At 67.5% G+C, this 24577-nt stretch carries 23 protein-coding genes and 1 pseudogene; 13 read left to right on the top strand and 11 right to left on the bottom strand.

Annotation, left to right across the window (positions count from 1 at the left end; all coding sequences use genetic code 11):
* Positions 1-310 precede the first annotated feature (310 nt).
* Genes ACFVWT_RS00565 through ACFVWT_RS00575 form a run of 3 tightly spaced genes read left to right on the top strand, consistent with a single transcriptional unit; the run spans position 311 to position 3289 of the window.
* Positions 311-1771, top strand: coding sequence for a hypothetical protein (locus tag ACFVWT_RS00565; protein WP_390244273.1), 1461 nt, complete (start codon positions 311-313; stop codon positions 1769-1771).
* Positions 1772-1781: 10 nt separating this feature from the next.
* Positions 1782-2615 carry an endonuclease III gene (gene nth, locus ACFVWT_RS00570; protein WP_390244275.1) on the top strand — a complete coding sequence of 278 codons (834 nt, stop codon included), beginning with the start codon at positions 1782-1784 and terminating at the stop codon, positions 2613-2615.
* Positions 2612-3289 (top strand): NUDIX hydrolase, encoded by a 678-nt coding sequence (locus tag ACFVWT_RS00575; protein WP_390244277.1) that lies wholly within the window; start codon positions 2612-2614, stop codon positions 3287-3289. The genes nth and ACFVWT_RS00575 overlap by 4 nt, the downstream gene beginning before the upstream one ends.
* Positions 3290-3330: 41 nt before the next feature.
* Here ACFVWT_RS00575 and ACFVWT_RS00580 read toward each other — a convergent pair whose 3' ends face one another.
* On the bottom strand, positions 3331-3531 hold the full coding sequence (locus tag ACFVWT_RS00580) for a YegP family protein (protein ID WP_390244279.1): 201 nt from the start codon (positions 3529-3531) through the stop codon (positions 3331-3333).
* Between the two features lie 158 nt (positions 3532-3689).
* Entirely contained in the window at positions 3690-5396 is a 1707-nt protein-coding gene (locus tag ACFVWT_RS00585) for a bifunctional 3'-5' exonuclease/DNA polymerase (RefSeq protein WP_390244281.1), read from the bottom strand.
* Positions 5397-5547: 151 nt separating this feature from the next.
* On the opposite strand from ACFVWT_RS00585, the gene ssd reads away from it, so the two are divergent.
* The 7 genes from ssd to ACFVWT_RS00620 all read left to right on the top strand — a co-directional run bounded on the left by ssd (position 5548) and on the right by ACFVWT_RS00620 (position 11139).
* Positions 5548-6984, top strand: a complete 1437-nt coding sequence (ssd, locus tag ACFVWT_RS00590) for a septum site-determining protein Ssd (RefSeq protein WP_390244283.1) — start codon at positions 5548-5550, stop codon at positions 6982-6984.
* A 23-nt stretch (positions 6985-7007) separates the two neighbouring features.
* Entirely contained in the window at positions 7008-8261 is a 1254-nt protein-coding gene (locus ACFVWT_RS00595) for a TadA family conjugal transfer-associated ATPase (RefSeq protein WP_390247016.1), read from the top strand.
* Complete coding sequence (locus tag ACFVWT_RS00600; protein ID WP_390244285.1) at positions 8258-9085, top strand: hypothetical protein; 828 nt, start codon at positions 8258-8260, stop codon at positions 9083-9085. The genes ACFVWT_RS00595 and ACFVWT_RS00600 overlap by 4 nt, the downstream gene beginning before the upstream one ends.
* Positions 9082-9699 carry a type II secretion system F family protein gene (locus ACFVWT_RS00605; RefSeq protein WP_390244287.1) on the top strand — a complete coding sequence of 206 codons (618 nt, stop codon included), beginning with the start codon at positions 9082-9084 and terminating at the stop codon, positions 9697-9699. The genes ACFVWT_RS00600 and ACFVWT_RS00605 overlap by 4 nt, the downstream gene beginning before the upstream one ends.
* 164 nt (positions 9700-9863) lie before the next feature.
* Positions 9864-10157, top strand: coding sequence for a DUF4244 domain-containing protein (locus ACFVWT_RS00610; protein WP_390244289.1), 294 nt, complete (start codon positions 9864-9866; stop codon positions 10155-10157).
* 20 nt (positions 10158-10177) lie between these two features.
* On the top strand, positions 10178-10660 hold the full coding sequence (locus ACFVWT_RS00615; protein WP_390244291.1) for a TadE family type IV pilus minor pilin: 483 nt from the start codon (positions 10178-10180) through the stop codon (positions 10658-10660).
* Positions 10657-11139, top strand: coding sequence for an Rv3654c family TadE-like protein (locus ACFVWT_RS00620; protein ID WP_390244293.1), 483 nt, complete (start codon positions 10657-10659; stop codon positions 11137-11139). Before ACFVWT_RS00615 ends, ACFVWT_RS00620 begins: the two co-directional genes overlap by 4 nt.
* Before the next feature lie 94 nt (positions 11140-11233).
* Here ACFVWT_RS00620 and ACFVWT_RS00625 read toward each other — a convergent pair whose 3' ends face one another.
* Both ACFVWT_RS00625 and ACFVWT_RS00630 read right to left on the bottom strand, forming a co-directional pair.
* Positions 11234-13648 carry a DEAD/DEAH box helicase gene (locus tag ACFVWT_RS00625; RefSeq protein ID WP_390244295.1) on the bottom strand — a complete coding sequence of 805 codons (2415 nt, stop codon included), beginning with the start codon at positions 13646-13648 and terminating at the stop codon, positions 11234-11236.
* Between the two features lie 96 nt (positions 13649-13744).
* The gene (locus tag ACFVWT_RS00630; RefSeq protein ID WP_390244297.1) at positions 13745-14437 is read right to left on the bottom strand and encodes a GNAT family N-acetyltransferase; all 693 of its coding nucleotides are present in this window, start codon (positions 14435-14437) and stop codon (positions 13745-13747) included.
* Positions 14438-14581: 144 nt separating this feature from the next.
* Between ACFVWT_RS00630 and ACFVWT_RS00635 the strand changes: the two genes are divergently transcribed.
* On the top strand, positions 14582-15475 hold the full coding sequence (locus ACFVWT_RS00635) for a rhodanese-related sulfurtransferase (RefSeq protein WP_390244299.1): 894 nt from the start codon (positions 14582-14584) through the stop codon (positions 15473-15475).
* A gap of 16 nt (positions 15476-15491) precedes the next feature.
* On the opposite strand, the gene ACFVWT_RS00640 is transcribed toward ACFVWT_RS00635, so the two are convergent.
* The 6 genes from ACFVWT_RS00640 to ACFVWT_RS00665 all read right to left on the bottom strand — a co-directional run bounded on the left by ACFVWT_RS00640 (position 15492) and on the right by ACFVWT_RS00665 (position 20635).
* Positions 15492-16031 (bottom strand): hypothetical protein, encoded by a 540-nt coding sequence (locus ACFVWT_RS00640; protein ID WP_390244301.1) that lies wholly within the window; start codon positions 16029-16031, stop codon positions 15492-15494.
* A 72-nt stretch (positions 16032-16103) separates the two neighbouring features.
* Positions 16104-16643 carry a hypothetical protein gene (locus ACFVWT_RS00645; protein WP_390244303.1) on the bottom strand — a complete coding sequence of 180 codons (540 nt, stop codon included), beginning with the start codon at positions 16641-16643 and terminating at the stop codon, positions 16104-16106.
* A complete protein-coding gene (locus ACFVWT_RS00650) occupies positions 16643-17518 on the bottom strand; it encodes a hypothetical protein (RefSeq protein ID WP_390244305.1) in 876 nt (291 codons plus the stop codon). Before ACFVWT_RS00650 ends, ACFVWT_RS00645 begins: the two co-directional genes overlap by 1 nt.
* 44 nt (positions 17519-17562) lie before the next feature.
* On the bottom strand, positions 17563-18024 hold the full coding sequence (locus tag ACFVWT_RS00655; protein WP_390244307.1) for a hypothetical protein: 462 nt from the start codon (positions 18022-18024) through the stop codon (positions 17563-17565).
* Positions 18025-18067: 43 nt separating this feature from the next.
* Entirely contained in the window at positions 18068-19225 is a 1158-nt protein-coding gene (locus ACFVWT_RS00660) for a hypothetical protein (RefSeq protein ID WP_390244309.1), read from the bottom strand.
* A 234-nt stretch (positions 19226-19459) separates the two neighbouring features.
* Positions 19460-20635 carry an NYN domain-containing protein gene (locus ACFVWT_RS00665; protein WP_390244311.1) on the bottom strand — a complete coding sequence of 392 codons (1176 nt, stop codon included), beginning with the start codon at positions 20633-20635 and terminating at the stop codon, positions 19460-19462.
* 116 nt (positions 20636-20751) lie between these two features.
* On the opposite strand from ACFVWT_RS00665, the gene ACFVWT_RS00670 reads away from it, so the two are divergent.
* Positions 20752-22413 carry a methyltransferase gene (locus ACFVWT_RS00670; protein WP_390247018.1) on the top strand — a complete coding sequence of 554 codons (1662 nt, stop codon included), beginning with the start codon at positions 20752-20754 and terminating at the stop codon, positions 22411-22413.
* Positions 22414-22521: 108 nt separating this feature from the next.
* Here ACFVWT_RS00670 and ACFVWT_RS00675 read toward each other — a convergent pair.
* Positions 22522-23766: pseudogene (locus ACFVWT_RS00675) on the bottom strand (MFS transporter); the annotation flags it as partial.
* 79 nt (positions 23767-23845) lie between these two features.
* Between ACFVWT_RS00675 and ACFVWT_RS00680 the strand changes: the two are divergent.
* Positions 23846-24481: an ArsR/SmtB family transcription factor gene (locus ACFVWT_RS00680; RefSeq protein ID WP_390244313.1), complete on the top strand. Its 636-nt coding sequence runs from the start codon at positions 23846-23848 to the stop codon at positions 24479-24481.
* The last annotated feature ends 96 nt before the right edge of the window (positions 24482-24577 follow it).

Raw genomic sequence — 24577 nt, forward strand, 5'->3', positions numbered from 1 at the left:
GCGGCGTTTATTAAGCGCCGAGTGGTTCCGGAGCGCGGCATCCCGCACCCCTGGGGTGCGGTGGCCGGATGCCGGGGGACGCGTCTGTGAGGGGCACGCTCACCGTGGAAACAGGCGGATGTGCTATGCGGAATCCGGCGGCATTCCGCTGCGCACGCCTCCGGCCCGTCAGCTAGTGATCAGCCAGTCACTTGGCTAGGCTGAGATGGAGTTGTGACATCCGATGGAGGCTGCAGGACCGCTCGCGGTCCCGTTTTTGCCTGCCGTTAGGAGGCGCTGTCCAGGGCGCCGCCGTGCTAAGGAGAACAGAATGAACCAGCAAAGCCATGGGCAGCACAAAGCCGTCCATCAGCATCCCGGTCAGGCGGCCGGCCAGGAGAACTCCGGCAGGCCGGCAAGCGCGGACGGCTCAAAGCCCGCGGAGAGCCGGCTGACGGGAAAGCGGAACGAAACGGTCCTCGGCCCGTTCACCGTGCGTGACCTGACGATCTTCGCTTCGACGCTCCTTCTGTTCGTCGCGTCCCTGATCCCGATGTTCGCTACCCGCTACAACCTGTGGAACCTGGGCAACCTCTTCTTCCTGGGCCTGGGCATCATCCTGCCCCTCATTGTGACCGCCCTTTTCGTCGCCCGCCGGTTGAGCCCCGAATCCAGGGTGCGGATCGGGTCCCTCTCCATCGACCAGTTCGCCTCCGTGGTGGCGTCGTTCGCCCTGGGGTTCTTTTTCCTGTCCGCGGCCCAGGAGTTCATCCCGGTGCTGCTGGTTGGACTGATCGGATCCGTCGGGCTCTTTGCTGCCACTGTGCTGGCACGCTTCATCCCCTTCCTTGCCGGTGACTTCCTGGACCGTGCCGAGGTTCCTGCCCATGTTGTGGCCCGCGAGTCCGCCGCACCGTTCCGCAAGCCCAGCGCCCCCAAGGAGCCCAAGGCCGCCAAGGAGCCGGGCTCCAGCACATTGGCCGGCTGGTCGAAGCGGCTGACGGCCGGTGCGGCTGCTGAGGACGGAGGTGCCGCCGCGAGCTCGACGCCGAACGGCGCCCGCCCCCACGCCGGAGCTGCGGGCGCCGACGCGCCCGTTGCGGCCACCCCGAACGGGACCGCACAGCACGGTTCAACCCAGCATGGTGCCACGCAGTTCGGGACACCGCAGCATGAGCCGGCCCCGCACTTCGGTGGCAGGCAGGGTGACGCCGTTCCGGCAGCTGCCGCAGGTGTCGCCGGGTCATCGGGCCATGCGGCCGGCAACAACGCCGCTGCCGCCGGCGGGGCTGCCGCGGTCGGTGCTGCAGCCGCCAGCCGGGTGACGGACACGTCGCCCGCAACACAGGCGGCCGACGTCGTTCCTTCCGCCGCAGAGCCGACGCCGGCCGCCGCTGTGCCTTCCACAGTCGAAGCCACGCAGGCAGCTGCCGTCCCCGCAGCCGGTCGGGACTCCGGGTCCGGTGCGGCCACGGGCGCAGTGCCTTCAAAGTCGGCTCCCGCTGAGACGATGCTGAATCCGCAGGTGAGGTCGCAGGAACCCATCGGTGCCACAGTTGACCCCTACAGCCGACCTGAAGAGCATGAGGAACAGCCCGTCCATGAGGCGTTCTGGTTCGCCGTGGCCCAGCCCCGGACTGCCGTCGATGAGCGGACAGGGATGCCCGCGTTCGTGATCGAACCCGGCGGATGGGTTCTTGCACTGGAAGACCGCGGGCACGAATTCCTGGTGCAGCACACTGACGGCCGGGTGGGCGTGCTGCGCGACCTCAGCAACATCGAGCGCGGCTAGCCGGCCGCCGGTGGCATCACTTTCCGGCACTCCGAAGCCGGGCAGCATCACCCCGCGGACGTCCGGTGAATCACTGCTGGCGTTGAAACGGCGTGCCCGCAGGATCAACCGGGCGCTTGCGGAGCTTTACCCCTATGCACACGCCGAGCTGGACTTCCGCAGCCCGTTTGAGCTCCTGGTGGCAACCGTGCTGTCCGCCCAGACAACGGATGTGGTGGTAAACCAGATCACGCCGATGCTGTTCGCCCGGTACCCGGATGCCCGGAGCATGGCCGAGGCCGACCCGGCAGAGCTCGAAGTGATCCTCAAACCCACCGGTTTCTTCCGCGCAAAAGCCAGGAACGTGATGGCGCTGTGCAACCGGCTGGTGGACGAGTACGACGGTGAAGTGCCGCCCCGGCTGCAGGACCTGGTGACGCTGCCCGGTGTGGGGCGAAAGACGGCCAACGTGGTGCTGGGCAACGCCTTCGGGATTCCCGGAATCACCGTGGACACTCACTTCGGCCGGCTTGCCAGGCGCTTTGGCTGGACCGACTCGGACGATCCCGTCCGCGTTGAGGCCGATGTGGCGGAGCTGTTCGAACCGCGGGACTGGACCATGCTCTCGCACCGGGTGGTGTTTCATGGCCGGCGTGTCTGCCACGCACGGAAGCCGGCCTGCGGTGCGTGCGCGGTTGCCACGTGGTGTCCCAGCTACGGCGCAGGCGAAACGGACCCGGAGAAGGCGGCCAAGCTGCTGAAATACGAGCTCGCACCCGGGCAGGAAGCCCTCCTCGCCCAGCTGCTGGCTGAAACACACCGGGCTGCTGAAATCCGGATGGAATCACAAAAGCGGGGGACATGACTGCCCGACAGGACCTCGTTGATCTCATTGCCGCCATCGACGCCGGGAGCGGCCCGCCGCGCAATCCCTACTGGCGCGACCTCACGGTGGATGCCAGCGTTGCGCGGAAAGCGGCCGTGCTGATGCTGTTCGGCGCCCTGGACAACATCCCGGCTGCTTCGGGAAAACCGCTGGCCCCCGCCGACCTCGATGTCCTGCTCCTGGAACGTGCCCACACCCTGGACGATCACCCCGGCCAAGTCGCGTTTCCGGGCGGCGGGATCGACCCGGGCGAGACGCCCGTTGAAGCCGCACTCCGTGAAGCCGAGGAGGAAACAGGATTGGACTCGGGCGGGGTGGAAGTGCTGGGCGCCATGCCGCAGCTGGCGCTGCCCCGCGGGAATTTCCTGGTGACGCCCGTCCTTGGGTGGTGGCACTCGCCTTCCCCGGTCCGGGTGGTTGACTACGGCGAATCGGCCCAGGTGTTCCGGGTCCCGGTGCGCGACCTGCTGGATCCCGACAACCGTGTGATGGCAACGGTCAGCAGGGCCGGCCAGTCGTTCCTGAGCCCCGCTTTCGTGGTGAACAAGGTGGTGGTCTGGGGCTTCACCGGGATGATCCTGAACGAACTATTCGATCACCTGGGCTGGTCCGTTCCCTGGGACCGGACGCGCTTGCACCAGATCGACATATGAACTCCCGTGCGGCCCCGTTGCCCGTCCAGCGGGCCGCGGCGCTAGCCGGAAGCCAGTTCCCTCCGGGAGCGGTTCACCACCAGCCCGGTGGCGGCGTTTTCGCGGACAGCGTTGATGCCTGCGACCACGCCTTTGAGCGTCTTGAACCGTGGCGAAACCGCCACCAACGTGCCGTCCTCGGCCGTGAGCCGGAAGTAGAAAGCCTCTTCCTCCGCGTTAACAATTTCAAATGTGCCAGCCACTATGTGGTGCCTCCCCAAGTTCCATGCGTCATTGCATCGGCCGGTCCTTTATCGGAGCTGCACTGCCACTGCTGCGAACCGGCTAATCGAGCTTAACCGGGATGTGAGACAGTCCACAAAGCTACCAACAGGTAGGTTACAAAGCGCGACGTAGAGGGCTATTTCGCCTTGTCGTAGGAGTCCACTACTGCCACGCTCACCGGGAATTCCACCGGAATCCGGCCGAACAGCAGGTCCTTGGCGGCCGCAGCTGCCTCCTCGATGGCCCGGACACAGGCGTCCACGGAGTCGTCAGGGCAGTGGATCATCACTTCGTCATGGAGGAAGAACACCAGCTCGCCGGCGGGTCCGCCGCCGGACCGCATGGCGCGGAGCCGCCGTCGTAATTCCGCCAGCCAGCAGGCCGCCCAGTCAGCTGCCGACCCCTGGACCACGAAGTTGCGCGTAAACCGGCCGCGGGAACGGGCAACCGCGTCCGCCCGGCGCTGTTCCTCGGCGGTGGTGGATTTCTGGCTTTGCAGCCAGCGGTCCGACGGCGGCGGGCTGCTGCGGCCCAGCCTGGAGGTGACTGTGCCGCCGGCCTCGCCCTCCCGTGCGGCCTGTTCCACGAACCCGACGGCCCGCGGGTACGTGCGGGTCAATTGCGGCATCAGGCGCCCGGATTCTCCGGTGGTGGCACCGTAGATGGCGCCGAGCAGGGCCACCTTGGCTTTGGCACGGTCACCCCCGAATCCTTGCGCCGCGATGCCCGCGTAGAGGTCCTTGTCCCGGGCTGCTTCGGCCATTTTGGAGTCCTGGGCCAGGGCAACCAGCACCCGCGGCTCGAGCTGCGAAGCGTCGGCCACAATGAGTTTGTGGCCGGGATCGGCGTGAACGGCGCCGCGGATCTGGCGCGGAATCTGCAGTGCTCCGCCGCCCCGGGAAGCCCACCGCCCGGACACAACGCCGCCCACCACATACTCGGGCTGGAAGCGTCCGTTGTTCACCCACGCGTCCAGCCAGGCCCAGCCGTTGGCCGCATGCAGGCGTGCCAGCTTCTTGTAGGCGAGGAGCGGTTCGATGGCCGGATGGCTGGATTCCTTGAGCTCCCATTGCCGGGTGGTCTTCACCTCGATGCCGTTCCGGTGCAGTGCGCGCATCAGTTCCTGGGGCGAGTCGGGGTTGAGGCCCGGCGAGTTCAGGAGCCTGCGGAGCTCGTTGTTCAGCGCCTCGAGCTTGGCGGGCCGGTGGCCCAGCGGCGGACGCGGGCCCAGGTAATCCGCCAGGATCTGTTCGTGCAGTTCCTCCCGCCAGGGCACGCCGGTGTGCTGCATTTCCGCCGCGATCATGGAGCCCGCTGATTCAGCGGCGAGGAGCAACTGGAGCCGCTGCCTGCGGTTCGCGTCCGGGCTCGCCTGGCTGAGGGCTTCCTGCTGGGCGGCGTACTCGGTGCGCAGCTCCTCGAGTGAATGCCTTGGTGCCCGGCTGAGTCCGGAGTCCTCGAAGAGCGCCCCCTGGTGTTGCGGCTGGGGCGGTGGCTGGAGGCTGCGTGGCGGCTGCTGCGAGTCGTCGTCCTGCGTGAGTTTTTCCGCGTTGCGGGCGTAGGCAGTGTGGGCGGTGAACTCGGAATGCGCCAGGATGGCGCCGCAGAGCGTGAGGTCGTAGCAGCGTTCCAGCTCGACCCCCGCCGCCAGGAGGGCCGGGTACCAGTCCTGCGTCCGGTGCCAGATCCAGCGCGGGCGCAGCTTTTCGAGTTCACGTACGACGCCGGCCAGCTCGCCGGTGCTGACGAGGCGCGGTTTGGGGTTTGCCGGGCTAGCAGAGCCGTCCGCGACGAGTTCCTGGAGGGCTGCGCCGTCGGCGTGGGCGGACAGCAGCAGATACATAGCTCCAATTCTGCCTTGTGGAGTGCCCTGCCTGCGCCGCGCCCGGGCCCTGCGGGCGCACTGCCCCTCCACAGATGTTCGGCGCCGAAGGTTGTCCACATGGCGTACATGGGGTCTGTCGGACGTGACGGCCGGACGGCACAGTGGCAGGATGAGCAGGCAGCATCTTCAGGAACCCACCCCGGAATTCACGCCGGAGTTCAGCGGCCCCGGCCCCGTGCCTTCCACCGGCGGAGGTGCCGCTCCGGCGTCCGGAGCGTCGGCAGGAACTTCGGAACCGTCCATGGCGGCACGCCGCTCGCCGCGGGCCGCAGCGCCGGGAGGTGACGGCGCCACCCGCGCGAACCAGTCCCGGGCACGGAACGGGACCAACAACGAGGGAGCAGGACGGCAGACACGTGCGCGGCCGACGCGCGGACGGCAGGCGCCCGGGCGCCAAGCTGCCAGGGGCAGCCGGCCCGTTCGGGCCCGGACACCAGACCCTGGTGGCATCGCGGCGAGGAGTTCCCCGTCGGCAGCGCGGGCTCCCGGAGCCTGGCTTCCGGCCGAGTCCGCGGAGACGCTCCTGGTGACGGGCTTCGACTTCCTGCGCGGCGAGGTTGAACGGATCGTGGCCGCTGCAGGCGGCCAGCTTCGCGTTGCAGCCGACGCCACCGAAGCGGCCCAGTTCTGGGACACAGCAGCCGTTGTACTCGTAGGCAGCGATATCCGCGAGCTGCCGCCCCGCAGGCGGGCACCGGCCGTGCTCGTGGGCCTGGGCGGCGAAGGCGACAGTCTCTGGCACCTTGCTGCGGCCCTGGGCGCCGAACGCGTGGCCGTTTTGCCGGATGCCGCCGCATGGCTGGCCGAATACCTGAGCCGCTCCCGGTCACCGGAAGCCGGCGGGCTCGTCCTGGGCGTGACGGGCGGGTGCGGGGGCGCCGGAGCCACCACCGCTGCGATCTGGATCGCCCAGGCAGCCGCGGAGTGGGGAGCCCGGGTCCTCTTAATTGATGGCGATCCCTGGGGCGGCGGCCTGGAACTTTCCCTTGCGGCCGAGGAATCCCCGGGCCTTCGCTGGACCGACCTTGCAGGGGCGAGCGGGAGCATCGATCCCCAGCAGCTGTCCGACGCGCTCCCCGTGGCAGGAGGGTTCTCCTTCCTGTCCTGGCCGGGCAGCCGCGAACGCCAGAAGGGTGTGGATGCAACCACCGTGGGCGGTGTGCTCGATGCCGCGCGGCGCGGCTATGAACTGGTCCTCGTGGACATAGGCCGCGGAACGGAGCCGCTGCGGACGTTCGCCTGGGACTGCGACCGCATCCTGGTGGTGGCGCCGGCACAGCTGAAGGCCGCGGTTTCTTCCGCCAGGCTGCTGCAGGAACTTCCCCCGGTGGACACTGCGCTGGTGATCAGGGGCAAAGCGGGGGCCGTGCTGGACGGGCCGCTGATCGCGGAATCGGTGGGGCTGCCGCTGCAGGGACTTGTCCCGGAGGTAAAAGGCACGGCCAACGCCACGGAGCTCGGCCGCCTGTTGGAAACGGGCCGCCGGCGCACCGTTCGCCGGTTCGCTGCCTCGGTTTTGGACCTGCTCGGCGGTGAGTTCCCGTGAGCACGCCTTCGCGATCGCCCGGGATGTCCCGGTTTCCGGGTCCGGCCGAAGCCCTCAGGCGGCGGCAGAGCAGTGCCTTGGACGCCGGGCTCCTCGATTCGGTCAGGGAATCGGTGATGGCAGATTCCGGTCCCGTGACGCCGTCCCGCGTAGCCGCGGCGGTCCAGGCCACGGGCAGACTCCTGGGAACTGCAGGGTCGCTGGCCGCCGTCGAACGGATCAGCGCCGAACTCAACGGGCTGGGTCCGTTGCAGGTGCTGACCACGGACCCGTCCGTGACGGACATCTTCGTCAATGCCCCGGACTCCGTCTGGCTGGACCGTGGAAACGGCCTGGAACAGGCTGCGGTGTCGTTCTCCTCAGAAAGCGAGGTCCGTTCGCTTGCGGCCCGCCTCGTGGCGGCAGGCGGGCGGCGCCTTGACGACGGTTCCCCGTGCGTGGATGTCAGGCTTGACGCCGGATACCGGGTTCACGCGGTCCTGCCGCCCATCTCGACTGCCGGGACGCTGTTGAGCGTCCGAATCCGACGGCACGAAGTGTTCACGCTGGACGAGCTCCGGGACGGGGGCATGTTTGGTTCTCTGGTCCAGGACGTGCTGGAACGCATCGTTTCCCGGCGCCTGAGCTTCCTGATCAGCGGGGCCACCGGGTCAGGGAAGACCACTCTCCTTTCGACGCTCCTGGGGCTGAGCCAGCCTGGCGAACGGCTCGTCCTGATCGAGGACGCTTCGGAGCTGAACCCGGTCCACCCGCATGTGGTCTCGCTTGAATCGAGGCATGGAAACCTCGAAGGCGGCGGTGCGGTGAACCTTGCCGAACTGGTCCGGCAGGCCCTTCGGATGAGGCCCGACCGGCTGGTGGTCGGGGAATGCCGCGGAGCCGAGGTCCGCGAGCTGCTGACGGCCATGAACACCGGACACACAGGGGGCGGCGGGACCATACACGCGAATACGGCTGCGGCCGTGCCTGCCCGGCTCACTGCGTTGGGTGCCCTCGCCGGAATGGACCAGGATGCCGTGCGGCTGCAGGTTGCCAGCGCTTTGGACGTCGTGGTGCATGTTGAACGGTTCCGCGGCATCCGGCATGTGGCCTGCGTTGGTGTGGTTGAAGACGGCCCGCTCGGACTGGAAGTCTCGGCGGCTGTGACTGTGCGGCCCGGTACCGTCAGTTTGGGCCCCTCGTGGCCGAAGCTGGCGCGCAGGCTCGGCATCGATGCTTCCGGCGCTGCCGGCACCGCTGGGGGCCCGCTGGAAGCAGGTCCGGGGGAAAGCGAATGATGGTTCTTCTCGTCACAGCGCTGGTCCTCGCTGCGTGGCTGGTGGTCCGGCCTCCCGGCGGCAGCCTGGGAAGGATCCGCACAGCACTGAACGCCGGGTATCCCGAGCCGCAGGGCAGGCGAGGCTCCCGTAGTGAGCGCGGGGTCACGGGAAAACGTCGCTGGCCCGGTGGGTCACAGGTCCGGAACGCCATCCGGGCGGGGAAGTCCCGCCAACATTCCCAGGTAGTGCCCATGACAGTTGTAGTCCAGCAACTGGCCGCGCTGCTTAAAGGAGGCCGTACCACCTCACGGCTGTGGGATGAACTCTGGATGGTCTATTCCGTGGAGGAGCCTTCCGCATCCGGTGTCGAGGCGGGGCTCACCCCGGCGTCGTTGTCGATGCTGGCGGCGGCCCGGGCAGCGGCCATGCGGGGTTCTCCTGTGGCGGACGCCATCCGGGCGGCAGCGCCCGCTGCATTCACCGGAAGCCAGGGCCGCGAACGACGTATCTGGGGCGAACTCGCAGCATGCTTCGACATCGCGGCAGCGAGCGGTTGCCCGCTGGCCGACGTCCTGACCCGCCTGGCTGCGCAGCTGGAAGTGGAGGACGACGCCGAAGCCGCCCGCCAGACCGCGCTTGCAGGGCCGAAGGCCACAGTTACCCTCCTGACGTGGCTCCCCCTGCTGGGCCTCGGTCTGGGAGTCGCCCTTGGCGTGGATCCGTTGTCCGTCCTGCTCGGCACCCCGTTCGGGATGGCTGCGCTCGCAGCCGGCGTGGCGCTGACAGTGGCCGGCCGGATCTGGTCCGCCAGGCTCGTCCGCTCGGCCATCGGAACACCATGACGGCGGAATGGATGCCGCCGGTGGTCGTGGCACTTGTACTGGCCGCTGCCGCGGCCCTGGCCTTGACGGGACACGGCAGCGCGCACAGGAGACTTCTCCAGCGGAGCCGGATAAGCCTGGATAACGGGGGGACTGGCGCCCACCGCGGAACGGAGCGTCCGGGTCTTCGGGCCGAGGAGGGCCTGCGCGACACCGCCATGATGCTGGAGCTGATCGGGGCCATGCTGGACGCCGGTTCGGGGATCGGGCGTGCCTTGGAACTCGTCGCCGATTCCGCCTCAGCCGAATATCACCGTTCCCTCCGGCCCGTTGTGTCAGCGCTTGCCATAGGTGCCGACTGGGAAACAGCGTGGCGCAGCTCTGAGGTCAGGACGCCGGAACTCTTGGTTCTGCGGCAGGCACTGGGTTTTGCCGCCCTGACCGGCGCGCCGTCTTCGGCCATTCTCTACGCCCAGGCAGCCAGGCTGCGACGGGAACGCTTCAGGGCGGCGGAAAAGCGCGCGGCCGCACTTGGCGTAAGGCTGGTGGTCCCGCTGGGGCTCTGTTCCCTGCCCGCCTTCGTCTGCCTGGGCGTGGTGCCGGTCCTACTGGCGATGCTTCCCTCCGGAAGCTGACCCAAGGTCCGGTACGAGGGCGTGACGGCGGCCAAGTCTTCCTCCACAGCCGCGACTTCCCGGGCTTATCCACTTAGCCGAACCTGTCCCTTAACTCCCTTTGGACAAGCCGGAAGAGTCGAAGCAACCGGCAAATCGGCCGGAACACGATGAAAGGAACTGCCATGACAATCACCTCCAACCACCGTCTGTTCGCCCAGCCTAAGGCTTCCGCCAAGGGCGGCAATGTGGACGCACAAGTCCTGGAGATCTATCCGGGTGCCAGTGAGGCGGCGCCTGTATCCGGCCGGGCGCACAGGCGGCTCATGGGCTCCGAGGCGGGAATGGCCACCGCTGAGTACGCGATTGCCACCCTCGCGGCCGTGGGTTTTGCAGGGATCCTGGTGTTCATCCTTCGCAGCGACGAAGTCCGGGGTTTCCTGTTGAACCTGATCCGGACGGCGCTGGCCCTGCCATGACGGCGGCGGTGCGCCGCCGGTTGCGAGCCACTCAGGAGTTCGGCGGCCGTGGCTGGCAGGGTCCGGTATTGGGCGGTCCGGGGAAGGACCGTGGAGCTGTCACCGCCGAATTCGCGGTGGCGTTGCCGGCGGTCCTTCTACTTCTGGCACTCCTGCTCGGGGGATCGGCGGCCGGGATTACCCAGCTGCGGCTCGAAGAAGCGGCACGGGCCGGGGCGAGGGCGCTGGCCCGAGGGGACGACGCCGGCGCGGTGGAGGGAATCGTTCGCCAACTCGCCGGGGCTTCGGCATCATCAACCGTCGTGGGCGAGGGCGAATGGGTCAGTGTCACGGTTTCCGGCAGGGTGCCGGGCCCTGTCGGGTCCATCATCCCGTGGACATTGTCCGCCCGTGCTTTGGCGCGGGGCGAAACCGCCGAGTCCGCGGGCCTCCGTCCGGCAGAAATGTGGCCCGTACCGTCCGGACATGCACCGGATCGGCATCCGGAAGCTGCGGCCTCATGACCGTGACGGGGGCTCGGCAACCGGTGTGTCCGAACGCCGGGCCCGGAGGACAGAAACCCGGGTCAGGCGAACAGCAACCCGGGTCCGGCGAACAGCGGAATCCGGAACCACTCGGCGCACCCGCCGGTGAGCCGAAAGGTGCGCTTGAGCGCGGATCAGGAACGGTTCTTGCCGCCGGGCTCGGCATGGTGGTGATGGTGACCATGGCGCTGATGCTCCTGTTGGCCCAGTCCGCCGTGATGGCCTCGAGGGCGGCGGCAGCCGCCGACCTCGCGGCGCTGGCGGCCGCAGACGCGCTACGCGGGATTAGCCAAGGCGTGCCGTGCTCCGTGGCGGCCGAGGTTGCCGGCCGGCAAGGGGCGAAAATAACCAGTTGCGCAGAAAGGGGAAGCGATACCATCGAGGTCCGGACGGAGCTCCTAAACCGGAGCATGTTCGGCGTGGCGACCGGCCACGCCAGGGCAGGCCCCCCTCCTTGACCTGCACCATGCCCCGGACCATGAACCGCCTTCGAGCGCGGCAGGAGGCGGGGTCCGGGCCGGCGGCTCAACGGGCGGTCCGGGGAAGCCCGGCTCAGAAGGGGGCTGCGTGCTCTTCCGCCCGTGCACCAGGGGTCCGGGCACCAGCTGGCTGCCCGGTCAGCTGCTCGGTAGCGTCCTTCAGCAGCACGTCGATCAATGTGATTGCCGCAGCCTTGTCCAGCGGGTTGTTCTTGTTGCCGCACTTGGGCGACTGAACACAGGACGGGCAGCCGGCGTCGCACTCGCAGGCCGCAATGGCAGCACGGGTTGCGGAGAGCCACACCTTGGCTTTGTCGAAGCCGCGCTCGGCAAAGCCTGCGCCGCCGGGGTGCCCGTCGTATACAAAGATCGTGGGCACCCCGGTGTCGGCGTGAATGGCCGTGGACACCCCGCCGATGTCCCAACGGTCGCTGGACGCCACCAGAGGGAGCAGCCCGATGGCCGCGTGTTCGGCCGCGTGCAGTGCGCCGGGGAACTGGGCTTCGATCAGCCCGGCCCCGGTCAGCGAACGGTTGTCCACCACGAACCACACGGCCTTCGTGAACAGGTCCCGGGCTCCGAGCTCCAACGGCTCCTCGCCGAGAATCTCATTCGAAATCAACGCCTTGCGCTGGAAGGAAACCACCTGTGTTGTCACCTTTACGTCCCCGAAATGCACGGCAACGTCGCCCCATTGCGCTGTTCGCTGCGTCTCGAGGACTTCGATTTGGGTCACGTCACGGGCAGTGGTGTAGTAATCGGGGTTGGCGCGGCGCACCATCACGCAGTGGTCCGCCTCATTCAGGTCCTCCACCACATAACTGTCGCCCTGGTGCACGTACACGGCACCCGTGTGGGCCTGGTAGTGCGTCTGGGGCGAGTCCATGGTGCCGAGCAGGGAACCGGTCTCGGCGTCGACAATGCTCACCGGCCCGCCGCCGTCCGCCCTCAGGTTAACCATGGCCGCCGCGCTTTGCGGGTGGGTCCAGAACCATCCTGCCGGACGCTTTCGCAGGTAACCCTGGGAGACGAGCTGGTCCAGTAGCTTCTCCGAGGTGGGGCCGAACAGGTTCAGCTCCGCGTAACCCAGCGGAAGTTCAGCCGCGGCAGCGCACAGGTGCGGCCCCAGCACGTACGGATTGGAGGGATCGAACACCGTGGCCTCGACGGAGACATCAAAGATGGCTTCCGGGTGGTTCACCAAATAGGTGTCCAGCGGATCGTCGCTGGCCACAAAAGCGGCGATAGCGTCCTGGCCCGCGCGCCCCGCCCGGCCGATCTGCTGGAACAGGGAAGCCCTCGTGCCGGGCCAGCCGGCTACCAGGACGGCGTCCAGCCCGGAGATGTCGATGCCGAGTTCGAGGGCCGAAGTGCTGGAGACGCCCAGGAGTTCCCCTGACCTTAGGGCCCTCTCCAGCGCCCGGCGCTCCTCGGGAAGGTAGCCGGAACGGTAGGCGGCAACACGCTGGGGGAGGCTGGGATCCACCTCGTCCAGAAGACGTTTGGTGATGGCGGAGATGGTCTCTGCCCCGCGCCGGGATTTGATGAACGCAATGGTCCGGATGCGGGAGGACACCAGGTTTGCCAGCAGGTCCGCGGTTTCGGCAACGGCGGTCCTGCGTTCCTTGGCGCCGTTCTCGCCGCGCAGTTCAGTGAGGGCAGGCTCCCAGAAGGCCACTGTGGTGGAGCCGTGGGGTGAGGAATCCTCGGACACGGCCCGGACCGGCGCACCGATAAGCCGGCCGAAGGAGGTTCCCGGTTCGGAGGCGGTCGCCGAGGCGGCGACAAACACCGGACCGGGCTGGGAGTTATTGGCGCTGTAATAAGCGCAGATGCGGCGCAACCGGCGCATCAGGTTGGCCACATGGGAGCCGAAGACACCTCGGTAGCTGTGGGCCTCGTCGACAATGACGTACTTGAGCCGGCGGAAGAAACTCGCCCACCAGGCGTGATTGGGCAGGATGCCGAAGTGCAGCATGTCGGGGTTGGCCAGGATCACGTTGGCGTGATCCCTGATCCAGCGCCGCGACGCCGGGTCGGTGTCGCCGTCGTACGTTTCGGCCCTGACAGTCGGGAGCCTGAGCGAGCGGATGGCGGCAAGCTGATCGGCGGCCAGGGCTTTGGTGGGGGAGAGATACAACGCCACGGCACCGTCGTCGTGGATTTTGCCCGGCTCGGAGAGTACCCGCAGCTCCGAGCGGTGGATCGCATCCAGCGCAGGCAGCTGGTAGGCCAGCGATTTTCCGGAGGCGGTCCCGGTGGCAATCACCACGTGTTCCCCGCCGTGGGCGAGGTTGGCCGCCTGGATCTGGTGGCGGTACGGTTCATGAATGCCCAGGGAGCCGTACGCCTTGATGAGGTCTGGGTGGGCCCACTCCGGCCACGGCTCGTTCACGGCCTGGCGGGCCGGAATGGTGCGGATATGACGCAGCTGCTCCGGGTCCGGGCCACGGCCCAGCAGCGGTATCAGGGAGTCATGGGGGTTCACTTAAACATTGTTTCATCCGGGCTCAAATCGCCCGGCACCAACAACAACCCCGGCACCAATAACCCCGGCTTGGCAGCCCAAGCGGCTGCAGCAGTCTCAACCGACGGAAAGGTCAGCGCCTTCGTTCGACGCCGACAGCATCAGCACATGGCACAGGGTTGTCCAGCCCAGGTGCGAATACAGCTTCTGCCCGTCCAGGGAGGCCAGCAGCAGGCCGTTCTCCACGTCGTGTTCGAACGCCTGCGCCGCCAATGCCTTCATGATGAAGCTCCCCAGCCCGCGCCGCTGATAGGCCGGTTCGGTGACGATCTTGTCGAAAACCGCCGTATGACCCACCACGAACACCCTGCCGCTGGCTGCCACGGAATCGCCGGCGTGCACTATGGCGTGGTGGACGCCGTCCCTTTTGAAGGTGGTCAGCTTCAGGTCATCATCGGACAGCCAAGGATCCTCGGAGTCCTGGGTCTCCATGTCCACGATCATCATGGTCTGCGAGGCGGAGGTGACGTTCAGGCCCTGTTGCTGGGCTAGGTAGGTATATCGTGCGACGTCGTTGGTGAGGACCGTGAGGATCCTGGCCGGAGCTTCCGCTGTCTTGGCAGCCAGCTCGGCGAATTCGGTGTCCGAAGGATCGTGGGCGAAATATTCCCATTCCTTCGTGGTGTCCGCGCGCAGCGCGGCCGGAAAGCGGCCTTCCGTTCGCGTCTCGTAGCCCCGGCAACCGGCCCATCCGGTCACCCAGATTTCCACGAGGCGGGTGATGTCTTCAACCATGGCGTCTGGACTCATGTGATGAGAGTATTCCAGCCCTGCCGCAAGCAACAGGGGGTATGGCATGGTAAGCAGGCTTGCTTATGGAATTGTAACCGGAGGCCCCGATAGAGGCTAAGGCCCCGTTTCAGCGGCTTTCAGACAGCAAGTACCCTTAAATACGTGGCTTTGAACCGAATTGTGCTCTTTTATGGCTTTACTCCGATCGCCGATCCCGACGCCGTGCGCCTGTGGCAGCGCGCCCTCTGCGAAAAGCTGGGCCTGACCGGACGCATCCTCATCTCCAAGGACGGCATCAACGCGACCGTAGGCGGTGAGCTGAACGCTGTCAAGCAGTACGTGAAGACGACCCGCGAGTACAAGGGTTTCCACGAGATCGACGTCAAGTGGTCCGACGGGGGAGCTGAGGACTTCCCCCGCCTCAGCGTCAAGGTGCGGGACGAGATCGTATCCTTCGGCGCCCCCGGCGAACTCAAGGTGGACGCCAACGGTGTGGTGGGCGGGGGCACCCATCTCAAGCCCGAGGAACTGCACCGGCTGGTCGATGCCAAGAAGGAAAGCGGCGAGGACGTGGTGTTTTTCGACGGCCGCAACGCCTTCGAAGCCCGGATCGGGAAATTCAAGGACGCAGTCGTCCCGGACGTGGCCACCACCCATGACTTCATCAAGGAACTTGAGTCCGGCAAGTACGACGCCCTCAAGGACAAGCCGGTCGTCACGTACTGCACGGGCGGGATCCGTTGCGAGGTGCTCTCCAGCCTCATGGTGAACCGCGGCTTCAAGGAGGTCTACCAGCTCGACGGCGGCATTGTCCGCTACGGCGAGACCTTCAAGGACCAGGGCCTTTGGGAAGGGTCGCTGTACGTCTTCGATAAGCGCATGCACCTCGAATTCAGCGACGAAGCCAAAACGATCGGCGAGTGTGTCCGCTGCTCGGCCCCGACCAGTAAGTTCGAGAACTGCTCCAACCCGAGCTGCCGCACGCTCACGCTCTACTGCACGGAGTGCGCCTCCAGCCCGGAGACGCTGCGCTGCCCGGAAGGCTGCGCCGCCTAGCCGGGATCCGGCCGGTTCAGATCCTGCTGATCCGGTAGGCGAAGTTTGCTGCGGACTGGGCCGCCACTTCCACGCTGAGTACGGCGTCGTTGGACACATGGATCACGTTCACGCGCGACGTTCCGCACCGCAGGCTCAGGTCCACGAGAGCAAACTCCCCGTTGCGGACGGTGAACGACACCCTGCGCGGGCTCTTGCACGCCAGCGTCAGCGAATACGTGCCGCTGGGCAGCTGCCCGGTACTCTCCTCGCGTGTGGTGCCCGCCTTGAGAAGGCCGAAGCCCGTGTGGAAGACCTGTCCTGCCGCGTCCGGAAGGACCTGCCCAACCCATGCATCAAGTTCCGCACCGGTCACCGGAAGGTTCCGCCGCGGGTCCTGGGGGAGCGTCGCATCAGTGAAGGGGGGCGCCGTTGCGGTGGGGAGCGGCCCGCGGCCGTCGTCGTACACGTACTCGCAACCGCTGAGCGCCGCTCCCGCGCCCAGCACACCGGAAAGCACGACGGCGGCCGCCGCGGCCGTACGCCGTGGCACCCGGGGTGCCTGCACGGTGTGCATACTCTGACTCTAGGCCTGCCGCCACCCCCAAACCAGAGGCGGCCGGCCGCACGCCGGCAGCCCCGCCGGACGTCAGGGCGACGGGTCCGGAATCCGTACCGCCCCCACTGCCGCTTGGTGAACCCGGTCCTCGTCCGGACTCACGATATAGGCGGTTACGGGACCGGTGTTCAGCTCGACCTGCCGCTTGACCACGTCCCCGCAGGGCACGTCGATGCCCTGGGAGCTTCCGGTGGATCCTCGGGAGGTGACCACCAGCTGCGCCTTCACCGCACCCACACAGACGGCGGCGACTGTGTACGCGCCCGCCTCAGTCACGACTCCGTTATACGTCAGGCCTTCTCGGGCTCCGCTGGGCCCGCTGATGGCTCCGGCAGCGCCACCCGCTCCCACGGGGACGTCCGCCAGCAGGAGTTCGACGGCGGCCATGTTGCGGTCCAGTTCAGCCATTAGTGCCGGGTCCGCGGACGGCAGCGGCAAAGCGCTGCTGCCCGTCCGGCCGCCGGCTGAAGGGGCCGGCCCGACGTCGTCCGCGTATTCGCACCCGGCCAGGCCGGCGGCGAGCAGGGCACCGACCAGGAACATCGCGCGTTTTGGCTCCCGGACCGCCACTACTGCCTGCTCCCGGCAGCCGGCAGCAGGCTGTACGCGGCCTGGACGGGGTGGTTGTTCGAATCCACCATCACCATGACACCCTCCGGACCCACTTGAATATCTGCGGGAACCGGTCTGCCGCAGGGAAGGCCGCTGCCTTGGAACAGATCCTCACCCCTGGGCCGGAGAACGGTGACGTCGACAGTCGCCGGGCCCTCGCAGACGAACGTGAACGTCAGCATGCCGGGCACGTCAACTGGACCGGAGTGATGCCACTTGCCGTCCCACGGATAGCCCCGGAACTCACCGGCCTGCACAGGTCCGAGTTCCCCGGCCGCCCAGGCCGTTGTTTCGGCGGCAGAGGGGCCGCGGGGCGCCCGATCCGGATCCAGCTTGACGCCCGTGAAGACGAAGGGCGAGTCGGCCGGCGGCACAACTTCAGCGCTGATCCTGCCGCCCTTGTGGTCCAGGTACATCACTTTGCCCATTCCGCACCGGAAAGACATGCGCTCCGGCTCGGCGTTCCCCAAGCGCACCACCAGTTCGGCGCCCGGCGCCGCGACGCAGGCCGCCGTCAGGAAGTATTCGCCGGTGGGGACTTCCTCGGTCCACGAGGCCGCACGCCCTGAAGCGTAGGGCAGCCCGCTCCCGTCCCGGGGGCCCAAAACTTCAGCCAGCGCGTCGATATTGTCCTGCGGGTCCTGCGGGTCCTGCGGGCCTGGCGGCGTGACCCGGTTGTCCGGGCTGGCGTTTGACGGCGGGCCGGACGCTGCATCCCTGGGCACATCACCGTCAGTGTTGTATTCACAGCCGCTCAGCGCCGCTGCGAGCAGGCCCGCAACCGGAACGACGGCGGCGACGCCCGTCATCCGCTTCCCCCAAAGAGCTGACATGTCCCTGAGCATACGCACCCGTGGGGACGGTGCAAGTCATAGGGCTAGCTTCCGGCCGCCAAATGGTAGGCGTAGATAAGTGGAGCATCAACGCTGGACGCGCTGACCTGCACGGTGCCGGCGGAGGGCACGGTTATTTTGGCGCTCTCGCGGCTGCCGTTGCAGGCGGCCCCGGCCTCGGCGAGTGTCTTGCCGCCGGCGCTGACGGTGAAGAAGGCTTTGCCCCCGCCGTCGCACGTCATGGTCAGGGTGTACGTTCCGGCCGGTACGTCGGCGGCGTCCTTGACCAGCGGCTGGCGGTTGAGGATCTTGCCGGCGTCCTCGAGCACGGTTCCGCTGGCCGTCGGCAGGGCCGTGGCCTTCCAAGCCGGAACGTCGGCGTTCTCGATGGAAACGGCTGAGGAGCACGCCGAGGCGGCAACCAGCAGGCAGGTGCCAGCGGCCGCCGTGCCGAGGACACGCCCCACTGCAGGCAGCGGTCGGGGCCCGGAGGTACGTGAAAGCATACGTCCAACTTACCCGTTGAAAGGGGCCCGTCCGGACGCCGGCCTAACCTGCTATCAGCTCCTGCACTTTTCCCTGGTGGAGGGCGACGTACACCCGGTCGCGCAGCCGGTTGGCCTGCTGATCGGTCAACGTCCGGTCGAGCGGCTGGAGCACCAGCCGGAGCAGGACGTTGACGTCTCCAGGGGTCATGCGGAGGCGGTCGACGGCGGCAGGCGGCAGCTCCGCCGTCGGCGTCACGGCCTTGATCTCCAGCGCCGCGAGGACGTCCGCGTCGTCGGCAAGGGCGGAACGTGCCCGGTCGCCCAGCAGTTCGACGTCCGCCTCGGCAGGGTCCGCCAGAACCACTGAGAGGTCCCGGCGGACTGCCGGCATGAGCGAGACCGGCCGATAGGGTGCAAGGTCCAGCAACTGCGCCTGGATCTCCGGGTTCTCCGAGCGGAGCAGCCGGATGTCGTCCATGCCCTTGCGCAGCATGAGAGCCCGGTCCATCCCCATGCCGAGGGCCAGGCCGGCCCACCTCCGGGGATCCAGCCCGGAGCTGCGGAGGACCGGCGCAGCCACCAGGCCGCACTCGGCGAGTTCCAGCCATTCGCTGCGGCCGTCCGGCAGGGTGACCAGCACGTCCAGCTGCCGGCCCGCCGCCGTATAGCTGTGCGTGGCCGGGGTTGTCCGCCACTGCACGCCGGGGTGCTCCGCCGCCGGAAGTACGGCTTCAACAACTGCCGCCATCATCGCCTGCAGGTCGGCGGACCCGAGCAGGCCGCGCGCCTTGATGCGCCACAAATCGACCTGGTGCGGTGCTCCCACATGCGTCCGGTCGACGGCGTCCCGGCGGTAGACCAGCCCGGGCAGGACGTGCAGCCTGTCGTAGTGGCCCTGCTCACCCCGGAGCGAGTCGAGGAGGGCCGGGATCCCCGCGGACGTGTGGCTTCGGAGCATCACCGTCGGGCTGACATGGCGCGAGTACCGCGAATCCCGGGTGACATCGCCGGGTGAGTAGCCCAGCCGGTCGTAGTTGTCGGCCGTGGCCACCAGCGGGTTCAGCCGGTGGGTTTCGGACTGGATGTCCCACCGCCGCTCCAGCGCCGTGACCACGTCCGCCAAGAGCCGCTGCATGGCGTGTGCTCCGGCGTCGGGCTCCGTCAGGTCACGCAAGGCGAGGGCGGAGTTGAGTTCTGTCGGGGAGAGATAGTTCTTCACTGGGTTTCCTTGGGGCAGCTGTGTGGAGGGGAAGGAAATTACCCTCAGCCGCTGCACCGGACGGACCCCGGCGGCCGCAATTATGCGCGCAACAAGAAGCCCGTGCGGCCGAAAAGCGGCCGAGGGCTGATAAATCGTTGTTGCTGCTGCATAGGTCCATGGTGCCCCGGCGCATGCGCGATCCGCAACCTCCTGCAACACAGACCGGCGCAGCGCATGATTCCCGCGGCGCTGCTACTGAACGAGCTCATCCAGCCTGCGCCAGAATGCCGCCCGGATGGCCTTGCGGATGTCCTGGAGGTCCGTCTTGGCTTCGCCGACCTTCGCCGCACAGTCCTTGATCAGGACACGGTCAATCGTCGGCGGCAGCAGCGGCCGCTCGGCGAGGAGTTCGTTGAGTTCGCGCTGGCTGACGCTGCCGTGCCAGTTATCCGCAAGGCTGACAGCCACCGCTTCGGCGCTCTCCACCAGGTCGAACCAGGGGCTCTGGGCCGCGGGGGCGCCGGTTGCCGTGGAATAGACCGGTTCCCGGCGCACAACGCCGGCTGCCGGCACCGGACGCACGTCCGGCTGCACCACCCGCCTTGGTCCGGGCGTCGGGACCGGCCTGCCGGACGACCCTGCCGTGCCCGCAGCAGCCGCGGCGGGTTCCACCGGCCCGGTGGATCCTGCAGGCGCGGAAGCGGATGCCGCAGCAGACTCAGCTTCCGGAGCCGCGGCGGAACCCACGGCGGGAACAACGCCCGGTCCGGGGACAGGCCGCGTGCCGCGAAGATGGCCCGCACCGTTGCCGGAAACGCTGACTGCAGCGCCGGCTTCGGACGCAGCGGGGGCGTAGGCGGCAAGCTCGGCCACCGGCGCCGACTTCGCGAAGCAGCGGTCCAGGAGCGTCTGCGGCAGGGTTGCAATATCGTCAACCTGCAACGCCAAGTGCTCAGCCACCGCGGTGACCCCCAGCCGATGGCCCTGATTCTCGATTCCCAGCAGGACCACCTTCATGCCGAGGTCCTGCGCGGCTTCCACCGCTTCCGCGAGGTCATCGTCGCCGGACAGCAGGTAGGCGACGTCTGCCGACCGGTTCCGCGCCACTCCTACGAGGTCCAGCCCGAGTTTAAGGTCCACACCTTTTTGCTCGCCGTTGTAGGACATGCGCCCGAGCCGAACCTTCACTCCCGGAAGCAGGCCGATCCTCTTGTGTTCGTCGCTGAACAGGCCGTCCTTGGCAGCGTCATACCAGTACATCCTCAGGAGATCCCGGCTGTCGCGCTCACTGACAAACCCCTGGATGCCGTCCACCAGGCTCTTGTACTGGACGGAAAAGGCAGAGCGCAGCGAGTTCCCGGTGACCCGCAGCCCGCCTGTGGCCAGGAGGAAACCTGCGTCAACGAAGATCACACTTTTGCGGCTCATGCTCTGAAGCATAGGTGGTGCTGCTGACAATCCCGCCCCGGCGGCGCTGAGCCGGTCGAACCCGGCCTGGAGGGCGCAGCCCGGAACCATAGACTTGCCTGGTGACTGAAACAGCTATGCACTTCACGGCCGGCAACACGTCCGACGCCCCACGCAGCGACCTCCCGGAGCTGCTGTCTGCCCTCGCCGCGGACCTGGGCAGCGTCGGTTACACCGTGGACGGAGTGGCCCGCCTGCTTGGCGGGCCGGCCTATTCCGCGCTGAGCCGCGACCAGATCATCCCGTCGTTGATCGCCACCGACAAGGCCGCAAAAGGCGACCCGCAGACGGCGGCGCTTGCCGCCGTCGTACGCCTCTGGCTGCTGGCTGTGCCACAGCGCACCGAAGTGCTCGACGCCGCCCTTCCGCAGATCCGTACCGAGGGTCTCCTCACGCTTGGACTTGTTGAACCTTCCACGACAGCGGAGACCGGCACTGTTCCGGCTTCGGGAACTGTCAGGGCAAAAGCCGATCTGCGGCCGTACGGCTGGAGCGGTGAGGCTGCGGCAGGCACGGACGACACAGACAGCAGCGGCGGCACCGAACTCTGGGTGGCCAGCGACCTCGCGGCGCATCAGCAGCCCGGGATCCTCCGCCACGACCATGTGCTGGGGATCGGGCAGGCTTCCACCACCCTGGTGCAGACCACAATCCGCCGGCCGGTGTCCAAAGCCCTGGACCTCGGCACCGGCTGCGGCATCCAGACCTTCCACCTGTTGCACCACGCAGACCATGTGACAGCCACGGACATCTCAGCCCGGGCGCTTGCGTTCACCCGCTTCAACCTGCTGCTGAACGCCGAGGTGCTCCGAATCGACCCGGAGAAGCCGGAAGACCGGGTGAGCCTGCGCCTGGGTTCGCTGCTGGAACCTGTGGCGGGGGAGACCTTCGACCTGGTGGTGTCCAACCCGCCGTTTGTCATCACGCCCCGAAGCCTGGGGGAGGCGGCGGACCACCAGTACACCTACCGCGACGGCGGCCTGCCCGGAGACGACATTGTCGCCTCACTGGTGCGGGAACTTCCGTCCGTCCTCGCGCCGGCCGGAACAGCCCAGCTTTTGGGTAACTGGGAGGTCGCGGCGGGGACGTCATGGCAGGACAGGCCGCAAAGCTGGGCCGGCCCGGATGTGGATACCTGGTTCATCCAGCGTGAACTGGTGGGGCCGGAACAGTATGCCGAAACGTGGCTGCAGGACGCTTCCGAGTCCCGTGACCGCCGGCATTACCAGGACGCCTACGCCGCTTACCTGGACGACTTTGCCTCGAGGAGCGTGGAGGGGATCGGCTTCGGCATGATCTTCCTGCGGCGGCCCGCTGACGGCGCACGGCCGGTCATCAGCCGTTTCGAGGAGATCATGTACCCCATCGAGCAGCCCATTGGCCCGCACCTGGGTGCAGCGGTGGAACGGGCCGACTGGCTGTCAGCCCACGATCTGGCCGCCGCCCACCTGCTGGTGGCGGAGGACGTCACGGAGGAGAGGCACCAGCGCCCGGGTGCGGAACACCCCGGGGTCATCCTGCTGCGCCAAGGCGCCGGGCTCCGGCGCACCAACCTGTTGAGCACCGAGCTCGCCGGCTTCGTATCAGCGTGCGACGGCGATCTGTCCGCCGGGCAGATCATCGGCGCCCTTGACGCGCTGCTGGGCGGGGAGGACGGATTCGACGGCGAAGCGTTCCGGGACGGGCTCCTCACCGAAGTCCGGAACCTGGTCCGCGACGGGTTCCTCTTGCCGGCCTGAACCTGCAGCCGCGGCAGGTGCGGGGCCGGAACCGTCCGGGGCCGTTGCGGCTGCGGTGTGGGCGGCACCGTCCGGGACGCCCGGAGCCAAATCCTGTGAACCGAAGCGCCACAGCACGGTGATGGCAATCGCCAGGGACACCACCGCTCCGGTCCCGCCGATCAACAGGAAACCGGTCCGGACCGGAAGCAGGGCCCCAAGGAGCCCGCCGAACGCCAACGCTGCAATAGTGATGGCGCGGGTCAGGCCGCCGATCATGGACATCGCCTGGCCGCGGCCTTCCTCGGGCATCCTGAGGATCACGATCGCCCCGAAACAGGCATTGAGGACACCGCAGGCCACCCCCATCCCGGTGTAGGCGACGAACATGATGTCCAAGGTGGGCACCAGCCCGATAACTGCGAGCACTGCGGACGTCAAGGCCATCGACCCCAGCAGGATCCGGAGGCGCACCGGGGGTGTCTTGATCAGGCCGGCGAGGGCGGCGCCCACCGCCATTCCCAGCGCAAAAGCGGCAACGAGCAGTCCGTACTGCGTTTCGGAGGCGCCCATCTCGCCGCGTACCAGGAACACCTCAAGGACGTTGGTTGCCTCTCCTACGGCAATGAAGAACAGCGCGCCGAGCACCAGTGCCCATACGAGGCTGTCACGCCGGATAAGCCGGAGACCGTCCATCAAAGCGGGCTGCTTCCGCCCGGCCCGTTCGGCTGCAGTGCCCCTCCTGGTCCGGATCAGGAACGCACCTGCCCCCATCAGGACATAGCAGGCGCTCGCTACGGAAAACACCAGCAGGGAGCCGCCCCAGCCACTCAGCAGTCCACCTGCCGCAGGCCCGGCCATTCCCGCGATCATGATGGTTGCCTGCATGGTGCCCACGGCGCGGGGTGTGCGCTCTTCACCGACGATCCGGGGCAACAAGGCTTGGAACGTCGGCCCGGCCACAGCCTGGCAGGCGTTCAGCACAAGTGTCAGCGCAAAGAGCGCGGGAATGTGGTTTTCCAGGTAGTGCATACTCAGGCCCATGCCTGCAACGGCGGCGGCACTTCCGGCGGAAGCCGCCGTCGCGAGCGTCCGGGAATCCCTTGTATCCGCCAGTCTGCCGGCCCATGGGGCGAGAATCACCAGCGGCATCGCAGAGCATAGAAGGTATGCGGCCACCAGCCAGGACCCGGCAAAGGAAACCGTGCCGGCCGCAGTGGCGGCCTGCAGATGCAGCATCACGCTGACCACGACGGCACCCATGCCCGCGGCAGCCATGAACCGGGCGCTGCTCGCCAACAGGAAATCGCGGTTTCGCCAGAGGGCTGAATTTACTTGTAATAAGGCAGGCGATGGCCCGGCGGTGTCCCCCATGTCCGCGAAGCTACTCCCCGGCGAACGGGGATGTCAAGCGTTTCTTTCAGACCTGCCGGCGGGTCGATAGAATGAAGGTGTGAATGCAGAGACCCCGGAACCGGCGCCGGCCGCGCCAGAGGGCGCCAAGCGCAGGGTCCGGCCGGAAAAGAAAGTGGAGATCACCGATCCCAAGGCAATCCGCGCGCTTGCCCACGCCGCACGCCTGGAAGTGATCTCGGAACTGTATTCCACGCAGGTCAGCCGGACGGCAACGGAGCTTGCCGCCCAGACGGGCCTGACACCGAGTGCCATGAGCTACCACCTGCGGGCCTTGCAGAAGTGGGGCATCGTGGAGCCTGCCGCCACTGCGGGTGACGCGAGGGAGCGCCGGTGGCGGGCCGCCGGAACGGACTTCACCATCAACTCAGGCGGCGGCGTGGCCAGTCCCGAGTTTGCCGTTCTGGACCTCGAACTGGATGCCTTTCGGCGCAGGGTCGATGCATACGCCAGGGTCCGCGACGAGCGCCGGAATAACAACGAATCGATCGAGGCGCCCGGTGTAGTGGTGCTGTCCAGCGACTTGTTGTACCTGACCCCGGCGCAGCGGGCGGAGCTGACCGCGAGGGTGTTCGGACTGCTCAGGGAATACGAGCTTGAGGACCCGGACCAGGTCCCCGAGGGTGCCGAGCGAATGGCCACAATGTGGTCCCTGATTCCGGACGACCGTAAGTGATCCCCGGCACCCGTTTTCCACATGAATGCGCATCATCCTCCAAAATATGGTGAACTAGGCGAGTATGGGCTCATCTGCCCGAGCCAACCTTTTTCT

The organism is Arthrobacter sp. NPDC058288 (assembly GCF_042880995.1).
Classification (GTDB): Bacteria; Actinomycetota; Actinomycetes; order Actinomycetales; family Micrococcaceae; genus Arthrobacter.

What these genes read in the sequence shown, in the direction of transcription:
- ACFVWT_RS00630 (WP_390244297.1), bottom strand. Translation starts at nt 14,437, where the DNA reads ATGAGTCCAGACGCCATGGTTGAAGACATCACCCGCCTCGTGGAAATC.
- ACFVWT_RS00665 (WP_390244311.1), bottom strand. Translation starts at nt 20,635, where the DNA reads ATGAGCCGCAAAAGTGTGATCTTCGTTGACGCAGGTTTCCTCCTGGCC.
- ACFVWT_RS00620 (WP_390244293.1), top strand. Translation starts at nt 10,657, where the DNA reads ATGACCGTGACGGGGGCTCGGCAACCGGTGTGTCCGAACGCCGGGCCC.
- ACFVWT_RS00640 (WP_390244301.1), bottom strand. Translation starts at nt 16,031, where the DNA reads ATGCACACCGTGCAGGCACCCCGGGTGCCACGGCGTACGGCCGCGGCG.
- ACFVWT_RS00610 (WP_390244289.1), top strand. Translation starts at nt 9,864, where the DNA reads ATGACAATCACCTCCAACCACCGTCTGTTCGCCCAGCCTAAGGCTTCC.
- ACFVWT_RS00605 (WP_390244287.1), top strand. Translation starts at nt 9,082, where the DNA reads ATGACGGCGGAATGGATGCCGCCGGTGGTCGTGGCACTTGTACTGGCC.
- ACFVWT_RS00575 (WP_390244277.1), top strand. Translation starts at nt 2,612, where the DNA reads ATGACTGCCCGACAGGACCTCGTTGATCTCATTGCCGCCATCGACGCC.
- ACFVWT_RS00655 (WP_390244307.1), bottom strand. Translation starts at nt 18,024, where the DNA reads ATGCTTTCACGTACCTCCGGGCCCCGACCGCTGCCTGCAGTGGGGCGT.
- ACFVWT_RS00600 (WP_390244285.1), top strand. Translation starts at nt 8,258, where the DNA reads ATGATGGTTCTTCTCGTCACAGCGCTGGTCCTCGCTGCGTGGCTGGTG.
- ACFVWT_RS00670 (WP_390247018.1), top strand. Translation starts at nt 20,752, where the DNA reads ATGCACTTCACGGCCGGCAACACGTCCGACGCCCCACGCAGCGACCTC.
- ssd (WP_390244283.1), top strand. Translation starts at nt 5,548, where the DNA reads ATGAGCAGGCAGCATCTTCAGGAACCCACCCCGGAATTCACGCCGGAG.
- ACFVWT_RS00565 (WP_390244273.1), top strand. Translation starts at nt 311, where the DNA reads ATGAACCAGCAAAGCCATGGGCAGCACAAAGCCGTCCATCAGCATCCC.
- ACFVWT_RS00595 (WP_390247016.1), top strand. Translation starts at nt 7,008, where the DNA reads ATGTCCCGGTTTCCGGGTCCGGCCGAAGCCCTCAGGCGGCGGCAGAGC.
- ACFVWT_RS00650 (WP_390244305.1), bottom strand. Translation starts at nt 17,518, where the DNA reads ATGTCAGCTCTTTGGGGGAAGCGGATGACGGGCGTCGCCGCCGTCGTT.
- ACFVWT_RS00585 (WP_390244281.1), bottom strand. Translation starts at nt 5,396, where the DNA reads ATGTATCTGCTGCTGTCCGCCCACGCCGACGGCGCAGCCCTCCAGGAA.